15 protein-coding genes are annotated in these 14,916 nt (G+C 40.6%); 11 read left to right on the top strand and 4 right to left on the bottom strand.

The window, feature by feature from the left end; translation table 11 throughout:
• Nucleotides 1-2: 2 nt before the first annotated feature.
• The 3 genes from mobC to mobA form a co-directional block, all read right to left on the bottom strand.
• Nucleotides 3-2,021, bottom strand: coding sequence for a conjugal transfer protein MobC (gene mobC / locus D0817_RS10385; RefSeq protein ID WP_127338334.1), 2,019 nt, complete (start codon nt 2,019-2,021; stop codon nt 3-5).
• 101 nt (nt 2,022-2,122) lie between these two features.
• The gene (gene mobB, locus D0817_RS10380) at nt 2,123-3,409 is read right to left on the bottom strand and encodes a conjugal transfer protein MobB (RefSeq protein ID WP_127338333.1); all 1,287 of its coding nucleotides are present in this window, start codon (nt 3,407-3,409) and stop codon (nt 2,123-2,125) included.
• Nucleotide 3,410: 1 nt separating this feature from the next.
• Nucleotides 3,411-3,848, bottom strand: a complete 438-nt coding sequence (gene mobA / locus D0817_RS10375; protein ID WP_127338332.1) for a conjugal transfer protein MobA — start codon at nt 3,846-3,848, stop codon at nt 3,411-3,413.
• A gap of 766 nt (nt 3,849-4,614) precedes the next feature.
• On the opposite strand from mobA, the gene D0817_RS10370 reads away from it, so the two are divergent.
• From D0817_RS10370 to D0817_RS10345, 6 genes are all read left to right on the top strand, one after another.
• A complete protein-coding gene (locus D0817_RS10370) occupies nt 4,615-5,382 on the top strand; it encodes a ParA family protein (protein WP_127338331.1) in 768 nt (255 codons plus the stop codon).
• Nucleotides 5,383-5,387: 5 nt separating this feature from the next.
• Nucleotides 5,388-5,846, top strand: a complete 459-nt coding sequence (locus D0817_RS10365) for a DUF3408 domain-containing protein (RefSeq protein WP_127338330.1) — start codon at nt 5,388-5,390, stop codon at nt 5,844-5,846.
• A gap of 11 nt (nt 5,847-5,857) precedes the next feature.
• Nucleotides 5,858-6,130 (top strand): DUF3408 domain-containing protein, encoded by a 273-nt coding sequence (locus tag D0817_RS10360; RefSeq protein WP_193555358.1) that lies wholly within the window; start codon nt 5,858-5,860, stop codon nt 6,128-6,130.
• 11 nt (nt 6,131-6,141) lie between these two features.
• Nucleotides 6,142-6,414 carry a DUF3408 domain-containing protein gene (locus D0817_RS10355; RefSeq protein ID WP_127338329.1) on the top strand — a complete coding sequence of 91 codons (273 nt, stop codon included), beginning with the start codon at nt 6,142-6,144 and terminating at the stop codon, nt 6,412-6,414.
• A gap of 3 nt (nt 6,415-6,417) precedes the next feature.
• Entirely contained in the window at nt 6,418-7,053 is a 636-nt protein-coding gene (locus D0817_RS10350; protein ID WP_127338328.1) for a conjugal transfer protein TraD, read from the top strand.
• A gap of 249 nt (nt 7,054-7,302) precedes the next feature.
• Nucleotides 7,303-8,040, top strand: coding sequence for a hypothetical protein (locus D0817_RS10345; RefSeq protein WP_127338327.1), 738 nt, complete (start codon nt 7,303-7,305; stop codon nt 8,038-8,040).
• A 117-nt stretch (nt 8,041-8,157) separates the two neighbouring features.
• On the opposite strand, the gene D0817_RS10340 is transcribed toward D0817_RS10345, so the two are convergent.
• On the bottom strand, nt 8,158-9,270 hold the full coding sequence (locus tag D0817_RS10340; protein WP_127338326.1) for a hypothetical protein: 1,113 nt from the start codon (nt 9,268-9,270) through the stop codon (nt 8,158-8,160).
• Between the two features lie 818 nt (nt 9,271-10,088).
• Here D0817_RS10340 and D0817_RS10335 point away from each other — a divergent pair.
• From D0817_RS10335 to traJ, 5 genes are read left to right on the top strand one after another with little or no spacing between them, the layout of a single operon-like run.
• Entirely contained in the window at nt 10,089-10,394 is a 306-nt protein-coding gene (locus D0817_RS10335; RefSeq protein WP_127338583.1) for a DUF4134 domain-containing protein, read from the top strand.
• A gap of 11 nt (nt 10,395-10,405) precedes the next feature.
• Entirely contained in the window at nt 10,406-10,738 is a 333-nt protein-coding gene (locus D0817_RS10330; RefSeq protein ID WP_127338325.1) for a DUF4133 domain-containing protein, read from the top strand.
• On the top strand, nt 10,735-13,239 hold the full coding sequence (locus tag D0817_RS10325; RefSeq protein WP_127338324.1) for a TraG family conjugative transposon ATPase: 2,505 nt from the start codon (nt 10,735-10,737) through the stop codon (nt 13,237-13,239). The genes D0817_RS10330 and D0817_RS10325 overlap by 4 nt, the downstream gene beginning before the upstream one ends.
• Before the next feature lie 28 nt (nt 13,240-13,267).
• Nucleotides 13,268-13,900 (top strand): DUF4141 domain-containing protein, encoded by a 633-nt coding sequence (locus tag D0817_RS10320; RefSeq protein WP_127338323.1) that lies wholly within the window; start codon nt 13,268-13,270, stop codon nt 13,898-13,900.
• A gap of 3 nt (nt 13,901-13,903) precedes the next feature.
• Nucleotides 13,904-14,899, top strand: coding sequence for a conjugative transposon protein TraJ (gene traJ / locus D0817_RS10315; RefSeq protein WP_127338322.1), 996 nt, complete (start codon nt 13,904-13,906; stop codon nt 14,897-14,899).
• Nucleotides 14,900-14,916 lie beyond the last annotated feature (17 nt).

Here is a 14,916-nt window from a genome sequence, read left to right as displayed (position 1 = left end):
CTTTATTTGTCTCCTTTAGGGCTATCCTTACGTGCCAGATGTTTTAAATTGGGATCATTCTTTATACGTTCCAGTTCGGTTTCTATAACCAGTACAATATCCGTTTTTATTTGCCTGTAATTGTCCTCGATTGCCTGCTTCATATTGTCTTTCCCTTTTTCGTCAATAAAAGATAAGATTTCCGGTATTTTTTGATACCTTTTAGTTTCGGAAGCAACCTTTTCATTATCCACGACAATTTCAGCATGAAAGATTTTCTGCTCGATACGTTCATCAAAATTGTCCGATACAGAACCAACAAAAAAACCTTGTGTCAGGGTGGATATTTTGGAAGCTGGTATAAGACTGTCCAATTGTGTGGATATTGAGGTAGATGTGTCATTGCGGTTGATGCTCATACTCTGCCTTTTCTGTAATACTTTCCCGAAGCGTTCTGAAAGGCTTTTGGCAGTTTCACCAACCACTTGGCCGCTAAAAAGATTACCCACAGTGTTCTGAATTACCTTGCTCTCTTTGTCGCCATAATCCCTTGTCAGCTGAGAATAATCCTGAAAGCCCAAACAAACAGCCACCTTATTGCTTCTAGCCGTTGCAATCAGGTTGTCCAAGCCCCTGAAATAAATTGTAGGCAGCTCATCTATGATAACAGAACTTTTCAATTGCCCTTTCTTATTAATTAGTTTTACAATGCGTGAATTATATAAACCTAATGCGGCAGAATAGATATTCTGACGATCAGGATTATTTCCTACACATAATATCTTAGGTTCGTTAGGATTGTTGATGTCCAATGAAAAATCATCACCTGTCATAACCCAATAGAGTTGTGGCGAAATCATTCTTGACAGTGGAATTTTTGCAGATGCAATCTGTCCCTGTAATTGGTCTTGTGCGCCTCCCTGCCAGGCATCCATAAAAGGCGACAAATAGTTTTCCAAATCGGGATAGGAGGTTAAGATGGTAAATACATCTGAATATTTTTTATTCAAGAGTTCAATAGCGTGTGGGAATGTACAATACTTGCCGTCATCATAAATTTTCAAATACCATATTATGGCTGCTAAAAGGATAATTGGGCTTTCGACAAAGAAATCGCCCTGCTTCTGTATCCAGCTGCGGTTCAGGTTCAGCATAATGGTATATGCAGCTTCGTAAGCATCCGAGATATCTGTCATGAAATCGGGATTAAGAGGGTTGCAACGGTGGCTCTTGCGCGGGTCGTCAAAGTTAATGACGTAGAATTTGGGCTGTACCTTATACTTATCATGGTGCTTCAATAAATGATTGTAAGCTATTGTAGAAAGATCGTCAAATTTGAAATCGTATATATACATTGAGAAACCTTTCTCGATCTGCTGCTTGATGTAATTGTTTACGATTGCATACGATTTACCGGAACCGGGAGTTCCCAAAACAATCGTTGCCCGAAAAGGATTGACGATGTTAATCCAGCCATTATTCCATTTTCCTTTGTAATAAAACTTCGTAGGAAGATTGACAGAATATTCGTTTTCCATCAATTTAGTTTCCTGCATAAAACTTTCATTCTCATTATTGAAAACATCGTCCATAAGATTGTTACGAAGTAAACGGCTCATCCAAACTCCGGCTACCATTAAAGCGATATAACCTAAACCCGTGGTAAGGATATAGAGGATGGTGGCGGTAGTTATTGACAGCTTTAATAATGGTGTGTTCAGAAAAAACAGAATGAACCCAATAGCTAAAGCAATATAAATTTTACTCCAGGTTATCTTCTGATGTTTAACTCCCTTTGAACCCAAACAGCTTAATGCCAATAATACCAAAGCAAATACTTTGGTAAATAAAGTATGTGAAAACAATCCCGCGGTACGCTGAAAATTACCTAATATTTTATTGATTATCTCTAATGTCCAGCCACGATCTATAAAGTAACCGTAGCAAAACCAATAAATGTGCATTAGTAACAAAATGATACTTACTGCCCGCATAAAAGCCATAATCTTGGCAAGCCCTCTTAAATCGTCTTCTCCCTGCATTTTTGTATATTTTTATGTTCGGGCGTGAATTTAATGGCAATAAAGCTCGACTGTATGAATGTGGAATTCAATGGCTGGCCGAGGCAGTGTTTTGCTGATTTCTACTTTTGGCCTCTTTGGCGGTTTCTTCTCCTTTTCATTCTATTTGCAAAATCCTGTTCTTCGTAATCTTCGCCCTTGGCTTCGGGCAATAAACCTCCCAACGCCTCGATCAAACCGTCTTCATGTTTTTCAGCAGTATTCAGGAAGTCGAACAAATGATGTGGCTCTTCCGCAGGAATATCTGTATCATTTGATATGGATACTTTCGGTTGTTTTACGATAGAGTCAATCTCCGGCTTGATGTTATTGTTCCAATAATCATTAAAGACATTGGCAGAAAGCTCCTTGCTTAACCGTGAACCATTCCAGACCGATTTAGAATTATGGTCTATAAAAGTCATTCCGTAAATACGTCCTTCATCATTTCTGCGTACCACTACGTTGATACCCTGCTCTCCCAACTGCTTTCTAAAAGCCTGCTCGTTACTTGTTGATTTCAGTGCACTGGTAAAAGCCGATTGCAATGTTTTTTGGATCGGATTGTCTTTCAGAGCAGTTTTGCATTTCGCAAAATGCAATTCCAACGCCGGAAGCCCCGCGTTTTTTCCGAACAAGGAAGCCTTGAAAGGATGGCCGGTTCTTTCGCCATTTTCATTTAAAGGAATGTATAATAGACCCCGCTGAATTTTTCCCTGCAATTCGACCTCCACTTTTTCGGTGGTAACATTGAACAGGGAAAGGAGGGCATTGTATTCTCCCACAGTTTGGTATTGATAATAGGTGGGCAGGTGGCGGACTACCGACGCGATCTGACTTTTTACATCCCCAGCCCGATAATCCACCGGACGGAAAATCTTGTCATTCTGCTTATGCTCTTTATTCGTTGCTGGTATCAGACCGTGTGTACTTTCGAGTTCACGGCATACATTCATAGACCGCATCTTCTCGAACTTGTCAGAAATCTTTTTGCCCTTTTCGTCCACGCAGACCGATACAATATGGATATGGCTGCGGTCAATATCGGTATGCTTGAATACAACAAAAGGCTGTTCGCCATAACCCATTTCCCGCATATATTCTTCCGCCATTTCCCTAAACTTGTCATCGCTTACCTTATCCTTTGGGTCGGGATTGAGCGAAATATGCAACGTATGCTTTTCCGTATTGCGGTTGGCGATCAGGTAAGGAGCAAAAGATTGGGCCAATTGTGCAATGGAATAATGACCGTTAGCGGTCTCAATTATCTTGTTTGCAAACAAAATCTGTCCGTTTTCATTCTCCACCTTGAGCTGATTGTAGGCCAATGCTCCGTATAAATTTCCGCTTCTGCCGATTTTCGCTATCATTCTAAGGCTGTTTTTTCATATGTTTTACTTTAAAATCTTCGGTGATCTGGATAATATTTTGGCATAGTACCGCCATCTCAGCTGTCTGTTTTTCCAGTTTGTAGAGAAAAGCTGCCGCCTTTTTCTCGGAAAAATGACGGTACAACAGCTTCACGATCTGATTATAATTCACGCCTACGGACCGAAACTGGCTGTGAAAAGAAGTCAGCCGCATATAAAAATCAACCGTTCCTTTGTCTATTTTAATTGATTTCATTTCCCTGTTGAACAGCAATGAAATGATAAACTTTGCTTTATTGGGCATTCCAGATGCTTCAAAAAGCGATAATAGCTTGGCGTTTTCTTCGTCTGTAAGACGAAAAACGTGGCGATGGATACTCGGGTCGTTTTTTGGTGTCCGTCCGCCCTTATTCTGTTTGTTGTTATTGTTCTGGTTCATCACTAATCCATTTTTAATCTACACAAAACCCTGACTTCGGAAGGTGTTTTTCAGCCCCCGGCATGGCAAGTTGTTTTGAGGCACGAACTCGGTTTCGAGTGCCTCAAAACACAACTTGCCATGTTCTTGAGAACATAAAAATCCGCCCTTCGGGACGGATTGAATGTAACAGAAAAAAACGGCTTGATGCCGTTGCTGTTAGGGTCCCTTTTGTCAATCTGATTTTGCATAAACTTGTTAATAAAATTCTATTTACAAAGTAAACCCATGTTTTACAGAGTGTTGCTATTCAATATCCGGACAAACACTGCCTTTGAGTGCCATACACTGCCACCCTTACACAACTGAAAGAATAAGATTGGTTCTTTGTATCAGAATGTTGGCAGGAAGTCTATCAGTCCGTCAATCAGGACCATCAGAATGATAACATCCAGTAGTGCAAACGCTCCTGCTTTCGTGATGTCCGGAATGCAAGAATGCAGGAACGTTTACAAGAGTGAGCACCTGTTGGCAGGCAATCGGAAAGGCTTTCACAACTGAATGTATGCAGGTTTGCAGAAACGCGTGAACGACGGCTATTCTGCCTGATGTCATACAAGAGCGAATGCAGTCCTGCCGTATCACAGAAAGGCAGGCAGACGCAAGTCCCGTCAAACAATACTGCTGGCTGTAATCCAAGAAAGCTTGGATAAAATCAGGAGTGCCTGATTGACCGTTCGCAGGATTGAATGCCTGCAAGAAAGTAGCAACTTTAAATTTTTTAGATATGGAAACAAAAAAGAAACCCCTGTTTATTGCCTTTTCTTCTCAAAAAGGCGGTGTCGGCAAAAGTACATTTACTGCACTTCTTGCAAGTCTGCTCCATTACCGGCTGGGCTACAATGTAGCCGTATTGGATTGTGATTATCCACAATACAGCTTGTTGAAAATGCGTGAAAGGGATTTGAAAGCCGTAATGGAAAACGAGAATTTTAAACGCATCGCCCAAAAGCAATTTATGACCATTAATAAAAAGGCCTATGCGATTGAGCAATGTAAAGTGGAAACAGCTCTAAGGGAAGCCGACGGTTTACTGCAATCCTCAACCATTGGGTTAGATGTGATTTTCTTTGACCTGCCGGGAACGGTCAATTCTGCTGGAATACTCAATACCCTTATGGGAATGGATTATATCTTTTCGCCTATAACGGCTGACAGGGTTGTCGTGGAAAGTACGCTGAGCTTTACGCAGGCACTTACGGATATAATTATGAAAAGCGGGGAAAGCACCATCAAGGGCATCCACCTGTTCTGGAACCAGGTAGACAGGCGTGAAAAATCAGACCTCTATGATTTGTACGGCAGATTCATATCAGATTTGGGTTTCTCCCTGCTGAAGACCTATGTAACGGATAGCAAGCGTTTCAGAAAAGAGAGCGAAGCGATGGAAAAAACGCCGTTCCGTTCTTCTTTGCTACCGCCCGACCAAAGGCTGATGACTGCCTGTCAGTTGGATTTATTTATGCAGGAATTTTTAAGAACCATTGAATTATAACGGTTATGGAAAAAGGAAATAAAAAGAGAAATGCTCCGGAAGTTGACGAAGAATATATAATGTCCTTAATGGCTGCCGGTGTCCGCAAAGAGGGAATGCAAAAGCCTCCTGCCGAAACTCCCAAATCTGCCAAAGAGGAAATTAAAGAAGAAACTATTAACGAAGAAACCAAGGAACAGGTTCAGGAGAAGCCTGTACAGAGGGAACGGACCAGGACAAGGAAAAATTCTGACAGTACCTACGGCGAACGCTTCCTGAACACGCACTCTATGGAAAAGCGTGGCGACAAGAGCATCTATATCCGGCAGGAATACCACGAACGGTTATCCCGTATAGTACAGGTTGTCGGGAAAGATAAGATACCACTGTATGCTTACCTCGACAATATTCTGGAACATCATTTTGAACTGTTCGAGAAAGCGATTACCGATGATTTTAATGAGATGTTTAAACCTATTTTTTAAAGTATTTGATTATGAAAAATTTAAAACAAAAAACAGACAAAGCCTTAAGGACGGCTCAATACAAATCCACATTTCTTACAACAACAGAATTTATGGCTCGGAAAGGAAAAACCGTATATATAAGCAAAGAGTTTCATCAGAAACTTAACCTGCTCGTATTTATGCTTGGTGGCGGTAAGGTAACCCTTGCCGATTATTTGCAGAATTTACTCCAGCATCATTTTGAGGATTTCGGAGCGGAAATGAAAGAGCTTTATGGCAAAACAGATAAACCAAATTTTTAAAAATTGTAATGATGAATAGAAATAGAAAAAATCAGAAATATAAAGAGAGAAAAAATCTTTGTCCCTCTTTATTCCTAATCAACCGCTTTCCGTCTGGCCGAAACGGAAAGGTCGTGTACATACGTCCTGAATATCACGAAAGGCTTTTGCGGATAGTTCAGCTGACCCGGGAAGAAAAGGCCACACTCTATTCTTACATCGACAATATTCTTGAATATCACTTTAGGGAGTTTGGCGATGATATTATTGATTATTTCAACGAACGTTTTAAACCCATTTTATAAGCTATGGAAATTATAATTGTAATATGTCTGCTGATTGTAATCGCCCTGCTTTTGCAGGACAGAATTGTCATTAAGAAAAGAGTGAAACAAGAACAGGCAAAGCAAAAGGTCAATCCGAACCTGCCCGATATTATGGGACAGCCCAAGCCTGTAAGAAGACTTTCAGTGCAAAACACCGCCACTGAACGCCAGATTGAGGAAAAAGAGATAAACCCTGATAATTTAGACGCAGAATACGACGAAAATGAAAACGCAGGTATTCAAATTCCGCAGGAAGAGCTGGACGAAGTTTTCAGCAATATGCCTGATCTGCAAGAAGAGGAAGAAGAATGGAACAGGTATGGAATATCCGGCGGCGGTAACGGTTTAGCCCAAGGAGTTACCTTTGAAGAACTACACTCCGTAGAGGCATTGCTCCAAAAAGAAAAGTTGGAGCCAGCCCAAAAGGAAGCAGCGATAGCTATAGTTCAAAAAATACAGGGAACCGAATTATTTGCCTTGCTGGAAAATTCTATAGAAGGTGCTTCCCGAAAAATTGCAGGGCTTTTAGACAGTACCCTTTCAACTGAAACGGAAGCCGGCCCTTCCACTTTGCGGAAAAATGATTTGGGGGATTTTGACATTGGGGAGTTTGTTTGAAAAGACAGCTTCCCATTGTCTTTTAATATCGAATAATTATGAAAAGAAAAAAGAACGTCGCCAACGAATAGATTTTCAACACTCAAGAATGTAATTCCGCGTTAACATCCACGCTATCGGGTTTCTACAGAAATTTATCAAATGTAAAGAATTTTTTATCTTAGGTGACCAACTAAAAAAATAGAAGTATGCTGATAATGTGTAATAAATTTACTTAATTTACCTTAAATAACTCTAAACAAATTAATTATGAGAAAATCTATTTTAATTTTAACAGTACTAATCACCACATTGTCTTGCAACGATACTAAAAATCCAACTAAGAAAGTTAATGATGAACAGATTTCCGATCAAGTCTTTACAAAATCATTTTCTAAGTTACCTGGTATTTCACTGCGTAAAGGTGAAGCAGTAAAATATAGCGCAATAACCGGACTTGAGTCTACCAATGCTGCAATAACACAACTTACGACTGAAAAGATTTCAAACTGTCCAGCGTTACTTACAGCAATCAGCCAAATGAACAGCGGATCTGGATATGAATATTACAAATTTACGAAAGATAATTCAGCGGAAGCTTCATTTATGGGATTTGGCGGTAGTATAGGAAAAAAAGAAATGCTACTTATACAAGACTATGTTCGTTATCAAGAAGTAATATGTAACGGGGTAACGAAAAGAGTAGGAATTGGTTTAAGGTGTTTTATACATGTAAAAGAGATTAAATCATCCTTTAAAGGGTCATATGCTGATATTGCTGCCAACGCACAACTAAATAATATGACTGCAAATTTTAGTTTAAAGTCTTTAGGATTTGCAATGGATGGAGACCTGATTGCAGATGGCCTTTCAGGTCAAAATGACTATAATGTAGATAATTTTGGCAGGTTAGCAGTAACTTTCACTAATGTACTTAAGACTCTGAAAAATAATAATACGGTATTGCAAATTAGTCCAGTAGAACTACCTATTGCAAAGCAAAATTAGAGTTATTAATTCAGTTAAATAATTATGTAAAAGATAAAACCGCAAAGCGAAGTTGCCGTTTTATTTTAGTCAAAATTTAACTTCGCTAAAATTCAGACATTCAGTTTTAATCACTTATTAGTCAAGAAAGTAAAATCTATATACATAATCAAATGAATCGCTAGTAGGGGGAGATAGAAGTTTTAATGCATCATATCTTGCCTTATTAGAAGCTATAGTTAAATCTTGTAATATCTCCTTTTTACCTTGATACTTAATACCTAAATTAAAGTTTAACAAGTCGTCAGAAAGTCCGCCCTTTCTTATTAGATAGGTTTCGGCTGTGTTAATTACCATTGCTTCTTCCACATCTACCTGAAATGATTGATCTTGTGAATCATTTCTTTTTCCAAATACAAATCCACCTTTCATATCAAAAAATTTAAAATTTGTAACATAGTGGTGAATGAATTCATGAGTAATTGATTCAATTAACCCTTCACGTAGGTAGAGCCAGTAATTTGATAATTCATCCTCTTTTTTATAGATTTCTTTTGGTCGTACGGTTTCATAATTAATCGATGTTAAACAGTTTAGTGTGTTTTCATAATTTTTAGTTCCCCGATAATCAAGCGTCGGTTTTGAAGCTAGTTTGAGATTCCATAAACTTCCTGCTATTTTAGTAGGAGATTTATCAAAGGAAATGATTGGATTCATTTTATTTAAAGGTGGTTTGCCCTGGCTAGAATCGAGTTTATCATATCCAAGTTTTACCTGGTCGGGCTTAAGAAGATATTCATATGCCTCAGGATATTTAAACTTCAAAATTTGGATTGCTCGGGCAGCAAAAAAAACATTGATAATATTTTTAAATTCCTGATTGTCGACAAAAATCCACACACCATCGAACGAGAAGATCTCTAAAGGCTTATTAACGAAAGACATGTCGTGGTCAAAACCAGCTTCAAAGAAAGTAATAATTTCTTTGGGATTTTTTTTACCGTGATACTTGAGTTTGGAATAATTAATCGGTATATCAAAATTACCAATTTTACTATCGGTCATGAACGATTTAATTTTGTCATCAATTTCCTTTTCGCTTAATTTTTTTTGATCAAAATCGTTTAAAGTTTTGATGCTTTTAATGTCGACGATATTTTTATCATTATAAAGATTTTTAAACGTATCAAAATTTTGACTATAGCTGTAGCTTAATACGAAGAATGCAATTAATAAGATAGTTTTTTTCATGATTTCGATGGTTTAAAAATTAACTAATAAAAAACAAACAAAAATGAGTTTACTAAGATAATATATTTATAGCGTATTGCTAATCAAATATTTAAATGTGACTTTATTTTATTTAAATTCCGTACTATCGGGAGTATACATATTATCGCCCAGGAGATAAAATTATCAAGTAAGCAAAGGGGATATTTGTTGACATAAATTGCAAATTTCAGCATTTAAGGATTTCAATATAATAGCAAGAATTACAAATCATAAGTGTTCGAAACCTATTCAGTATTTAAAATTTGATTTATTTTATCAGGATTACCTCCATATCTTTTGCTATATCTTTAATCATCAAAACCTTAACTCTTGATCAAACTTTAATTTCGGGATTTTGTATCCTTTGAGATCATTATGCTTTTTATTAAACAATCAATAAAACAGCTGTGATCAAGGTCATATACATTATAACTTTTACCCCGTTTAAATTACTACTTATTTTGGCTAAAATTCAGGTTCTGCTTGATGAATTTAAAGAATACTTTAATCTCCCATCGTTGCTTGCTTGTAAATATCTGCGATATCTTTTGTCGTAAAGGTTTTGTTATTGGTTAAAAAGTAAAAAGCCTCTCCGCTTTCTCAGTATAAATGATAACAGAGCGCAAAACATTTCCTTGTTTGACGCTTTTTTTTGTACATATCCTCTAGATGAAATGCCACTTTCAGCCAAAGAATTCCACAGAATGCCACTTTATTATACCGCTTCGATTTCCATAACATCTTTGTCATCAAGCCCGCAAAATTGGGGAATGAACAACAATCTAAAGTGTTTAATCATGGAAAAACAAAGAAAAAAAGTCCTGTTGGCAACAGTGGTAATGTTGACAGGTTTAAGTGTCATAGCACAGGGCAACGGCACAGCAGGTATCAACGAGGCTACCCAGATGGTAACCTCTTATTTCGATCCTGCAACACAGCTCATCTACGCCATCGGAGCCGTAGTTGGCCTAATCGGAGGAGTGAAAGTGTACAACAAATTCAGTTCGGGCGATCCTGATACAAGCAAGACTGCGGCAAGCTGGTTCGGTGCGTGTATCTTCTTAATCGTAGCAGCTACTGTCCTGCGTTCCTTCTTCCTCTAATCTTCTGCATTATGAATACTTACAACATCAACAAGGGCATTGGCAGGACCGTAGAGTTCAAGGGACTCAAAGCACAGTATCTTTTCATTTTTGCCGGCGGACTGCTGGGCACCCTTATCTTGGTCATGATACTTTACATGGCTGGAGTTAATTCTTTCATCTGCCTTTTCCTCGGGGCCGGCGGTGCTTCCCTTATCATATGGCAGACATTTTCCCTGAACAGAAAGTACGGCGAACACGGACTGATGAAGGTGGGTGCAAAAAAAAGGCATCCCCGCTACATTATCTGCCGCAAGTCTGTCCGCCGCTATTTGAAATTCACCACTAAACAGAATGCCGTATGAGAAATGCATCAAAGACCACCACGCTGGAAAACAAGTTTCCACTCCTGGCAGTAGAGAACAACTGCATTCTTTCCAAAGATGCGGATATTACCGCCTGCTTTGCGGTGCATCTGCCGGAACTCTTTACAGTAGCTTCTGCTGAATATGAAGCCATCCATTCCGCCTGGCATAAGGCGATAAAGACATTGCCGGATTTTACGGTCGTCCACAAGCAGGATTGGTACATCAAGGAAAATTATGCTCCCGATCTGGCAGAGGAAGACCAGAGTTTTTTGGCAAAATCCTACCAGCGCCACTTTAACGAACGCCCATTCCTGAACCATTACTGCTATCTGTTCCTTACCAAGACCAGTAAAGAGCGTATGAGGATGCAGAGCAATTTCTCATCACTATGCAAAGGCACACTGATACCAAAAGAAATCAGGGATAAGGAAACAATCCATCGTTTTATGGAAACCGTTGCGCAGTTTGAGCGTATCGTTAACGACAGCGGATTCATTAAACTGCAGCGCCTTACTGAAGAAGAAATCATCGGAACGGATTATAAACAGGGATTGCTGGAGCAGTACCTTACGCTTTTGAGAGAAGCCGGAACACCGATGCAGGACATCGCAATCGGAGGTGAAGAGGTGCGCATCGGCAACAAAAGGCTGTGCCTGCATACCTTGTCCGATACGGATGACCTGCCAGCAGCGGTATCGGCTGATACCCGTTTTGAAAAACTGTCCACCGACCGAAGCGACTGCCGTTTGTCTTTCGCCGCGCCTGTAGGCTTGCTCCTAAGCTGTAACCATATCTATAATCAATATTTGTTTTTGGATAACAGCGAAGAAAGCCTGCAAAAGTTTGAGAAGTCCGCAAGGAATATGCACTCCTTGGCTCGTTACAGCCGTGCCAACCAGATCAACAAGGAGTGGATAGAAAAGTACCTGAACGAAGCCCACAGCTTCGGACTGTCGGCTATCCGTGCGCACTTCAACATTATGGCCTGGTCGGAAGATCCGGCAGAACTCAAACAGTTGAAGAATGATTGCGGAAGTGCACTCGCACTGATGGAATGCAAGCCCCGCCACAACACTGCGGACGCAGCTACTTTGTATTGGGCAGGAATGCCGGGCAATGCAGGTGATTTCCCGAGCGAGGAAAGTTTTTACACATTCATTGAGCCTGCCCTGTGTTTCTTTACCGAAGAAACCAACTACCACAATTCGCCCTCGCCGTTCGGTATAAAAATGGCTGACAGGCTCACTGGAAAGCCAATCCACTTGGATATTTCCGATCTGCCAATGAAGCGCGGTATCATCACCAACCGGAACAAGTTCATCCTTGGACCGTCAGGTTCGGGTAAATCCTTCTTCACCAATCACATGGTACGGCAGTATTACGAGCAGGGCGCACACGTATTGCTCGTGGATACCGGTAACTCTTACCAGGGATTGTGCGAACTAATTAAAGGGAAGACCAAAGGCGAAGATGGTGTGTATTTTACCTATACCGAAGATAACCCGATTGCATTTAATCCATTCTATACCGATGATGGTGTTTTCGACATTGAAAAAAGGGAAAGTGTCAAGACTTTAATATTGACACTTTGGAAACGGGATGATGAACCGCCAACACGTTCTGAAGAAGTCGCATTATCCAATGCGGTAAGCGGTTATATCGAACACATCAGACAGGATGATGTTTTTCCATCTTTCAACGGCTTTTACGAGTATGTAAAAGGCGACTACCGTAAGGTACTGGAAGAAAAACAGGTCAGGGAAAAAGACTTTGACATTGCCAATTTCCTTAATGTACTGGAACCGTATTACAAAGGCGGTGAATACGATTACCTGCTCAATTCCGATAAGCAGTTAGACCTGTTGTCCAAACGTTTTATCGTGTTTGAAATTGATGCGATTAAAGACCACAAAATTTTATTTCCGATTGTGACCATTATCATTATGGAGGTCTTTATCAACAAGATGAGAAGGTTAAAAGGTATCCGAAAGCTGATCCTGATTGAAGAAGCGTGGAAGGCAATTGCCAAGGAAGGCATGGCGGAATATATAAAATATTTATTTAAAACTGTGAGAAAATTCTTCGGAGAAGCAATAGTGGTAACACAGGAAGTGGACGACATTATCCAGTCGCCCATTGTAAAGGAAAGCATCATCAACAATTCCGACTGCAAGATCCTATTGGACCAGCGCAAGTATATGAACAAATTCGATGATATACAGGCAATGCTGGGGCTTACCGATAAGGAAAAAGCCCAGGTGCTTTCTATCAATATGAACAACGAGCCCACACGTCTTTACAAGGAAGTTTGGATTGGACTTGGCGGAACACACTCTGCGGTATATGCTACAGAAGTTTCCGGAGAGGAATATCTCGCATACACCACCGAAGAAACCGAAAAAATGGAAGTGATGCAATTGGCTTCCGAACTGGACGGTAATGTAGAACTCGCTATCAAGCGTATCGCTATGCAGCGAAAAGAAAAAGCAGATCAATAGTCATTAACAATTTAAAAATCGAAGAACAATGAAAAAATTAATGTTCATGATGTGCGCAGTACTGATTCTGTCTGCCACACAATCCGCAAAAGCCCAATGGGTGGTTACAGACCCTACGAACCTGGCTTCGGGTATCCTCAACAGTGCCAATGAAATCATTCAGACCTCATCCACGGTATCCAATGTTATCAAGAATTTCAAGGAAGTGGAAAAGGTTTATAAACAGGGCAAGGAATATTACGACAAGCTTCAGGCTGTAAGCAATCTGGTAAAGGATGCCCGCAAGGTACAGCAGACTGTCTTATTGGTAGGTGATGTTTCCGAAATGTATGTTACCAATTTCGGCAAGATGATGAACGATCCCAATTTCTCTCCCCAGGAACTGACCGCCATCGGCAACGGCTATTCAGCACTGCTGAATGAAAGTACGGAACTGCTGAAAGAACTCAAGCAGATCGTAACGGCTACTAATCTTTCGCTGAATGACAAAGAGCGAATGGAAATCATCGACCGTGTCTACAAGGAGGTGAAAGAGTACCACAGCCTTGTACGCTATTATACCAACAAGAATATCTCGGTAAGCTACCTGAGGGCAAAAAAGAAAAGCGATGCCAAGCGTGTACTTGACCTCTACGGAACTCCCAACCAAAAATACTGGTAAGCTATGGAATGGAATAATCTTCACGAAGTCCTGCGTTCGCTGTACGATGACATGATGCCCCTTGCCGGTGATATGGCGGCTGTAGCAAAAGGCCTGGCTGGGCTGGGTGCCCTGTTCTATGTAGCCCTGAAGGTCTGGCAAGCTTTAAGCCGCGCCGAACCTATAGATATGTTTCCCCTCCTGCGTCCTTTTGCATTGGGACTGTGCATTATGTTTTTCCCCACAATCGTCCTGGGAACCGTAAATGCGGTGCTGAGCCCGATAGTGACCGGAACGCATGCCATACTGGAAGACCAGGTGCTCGACCTGAACAAATTACAGCAACAGAAAGACCAGTTGGAATACGAAGCAATGGTCAGGAATCCCGAGACTGCCTTTATGGTATCTGATGAGGAGTTCGACAAGAAACTCGATGAACTCGGCTGGTCGCCCTCCGACATCGGGACAATGGCGGGAATGTATATGGACAGGCAGGAATATAAGATTGAGAAAGCCCTCAAGGAATGGTTCCGTAATCTTTTGGAAGTACTGTTTCAGGCGGCGGCGTTGGTCATCGATACCATCCGTACATTCTTTCTGATCGTCCTTTCCATACTTGGGCCCATTGCCTTTGCAATTTCCGTCTGGGATGGCTTTCAGTCCACGCTCAATCAGTGGTTCACGCGGTATATAAGCGTCTACCTCTGGCTTCCCGTTTCTGATCTTTTCAGTTCCATGCTGGCAAGGATACAATCCCTGATACTGGAACGCGATATCGAAATGCTATCTGATCCGACTTTCATTCCCGATACTTCCAATACCGTGTACATCATATTTATGATTATAGGTATTGTAGGCTACTTCACTATTCCGACAGTTACAGGCTGGATTATTCAGGCCGGCGGAGCTGGGAACTTTACCCGCAATGTAAATCAGACAGCGATGAAAGCAGGAAATGTTACCGGAGCGGGAGCCGGTTCAGCAGCAGGAAATATTGGCGGCAGGCTGATGAGCAAATAAAACAACTAATTATTTAA

Origin of the sequence: Flavobacterium cupreum, assembly GCF_003996965.1 — a bacterium.
Classification (GTDB): Bacteria; Bacteroidota; Bacteroidia; order Flavobacteriales; family Flavobacteriaceae; genus Flavobacterium; species Flavobacterium cupreum.
The sequence above is the reverse complement of the archived record's forward strand: the minus strand, read 5'-3'. Positions and strand labels throughout refer to the sequence as shown.

Excerpts from the sequence above, each read along its gene's own strand:
- mobC (WP_127338334.1), bottom strand. The coding sequence starts at position 2,021 with ATGCAGGGAGAAGACGATTTAAGAGGGCTTGCCAAGATTATGGCTTTT.
- mobB (WP_127338333.1), bottom strand. The coding sequence starts at position 3,409 with ATGATAGCGAAAATCGGCAGAAGCGGAAATTTATACGGAGCATTGGCC.
- mobA (WP_127338332.1), bottom strand. The coding sequence starts at position 3,848 with ATGAACCAGAACAATAACAACAAACAGAATAAGGGCGGACGGACACCA.
- D0817_RS10370 (WP_127338331.1), top strand. The coding sequence starts at position 4,615 with ATGGAAACAAAAAAGAAACCCCTGTTTATTGCCTTTTCTTCTCAAAAA.
- D0817_RS10365 (WP_127338330.1), top strand. The coding sequence starts at position 5,388 with ATGGAAAAAGGAAATAAAAAGAGAAATGCTCCGGAAGTTGACGAAGAA.
- D0817_RS10360 (WP_193555358.1), top strand. The coding sequence starts at position 5,858 with ATGAAAAATTTAAAACAAAAAACAGACAAAGCCTTAAGGACGGCTCAA.
- D0817_RS10355 (WP_127338329.1), top strand. The coding sequence starts at position 6,142 with ATGAATAGAAATAGAAAAAATCAGAAATATAAAGAGAGAAAAAATCTT.
- D0817_RS10350 (WP_127338328.1), top strand. The coding sequence starts at position 6,418 with ATGGAAATTATAATTGTAATATGTCTGCTGATTGTAATCGCCCTGCTT.
- D0817_RS10345 (WP_127338327.1), top strand. The coding sequence starts at position 7,303 with ATGAGAAAATCTATTTTAATTTTAACAGTACTAATCACCACATTGTCT.
- D0817_RS10340 (WP_127338326.1), bottom strand. The coding sequence starts at position 9,270 with ATGAAAAAAACTATCTTATTAATTGCATTCTTCGTATTAAGCTACAGC.
- D0817_RS10335 (WP_127338583.1), top strand. The coding sequence starts at position 10,089 with ATGGAAAAACAAAGAAAAAAAGTCCTGTTGGCAACAGTGGTAATGTTG.
- D0817_RS10330 (WP_127338325.1), top strand. The coding sequence starts at position 10,406 with ATGAATACTTACAACATCAACAAGGGCATTGGCAGGACCGTAGAGTTC.
- D0817_RS10325 (WP_127338324.1), top strand. The coding sequence starts at position 10,735 with ATGAGAAATGCATCAAAGACCACCACGCTGGAAAACAAGTTTCCACTC.
- D0817_RS10320 (WP_127338323.1), top strand. The coding sequence starts at position 13,268 with ATGAAAAAATTAATGTTCATGATGTGCGCAGTACTGATTCTGTCTGCC.
- traJ (WP_127338322.1), top strand. The coding sequence starts at position 13,904 with ATGGAATGGAATAATCTTCACGAAGTCCTGCGTTCGCTGTACGATGAC.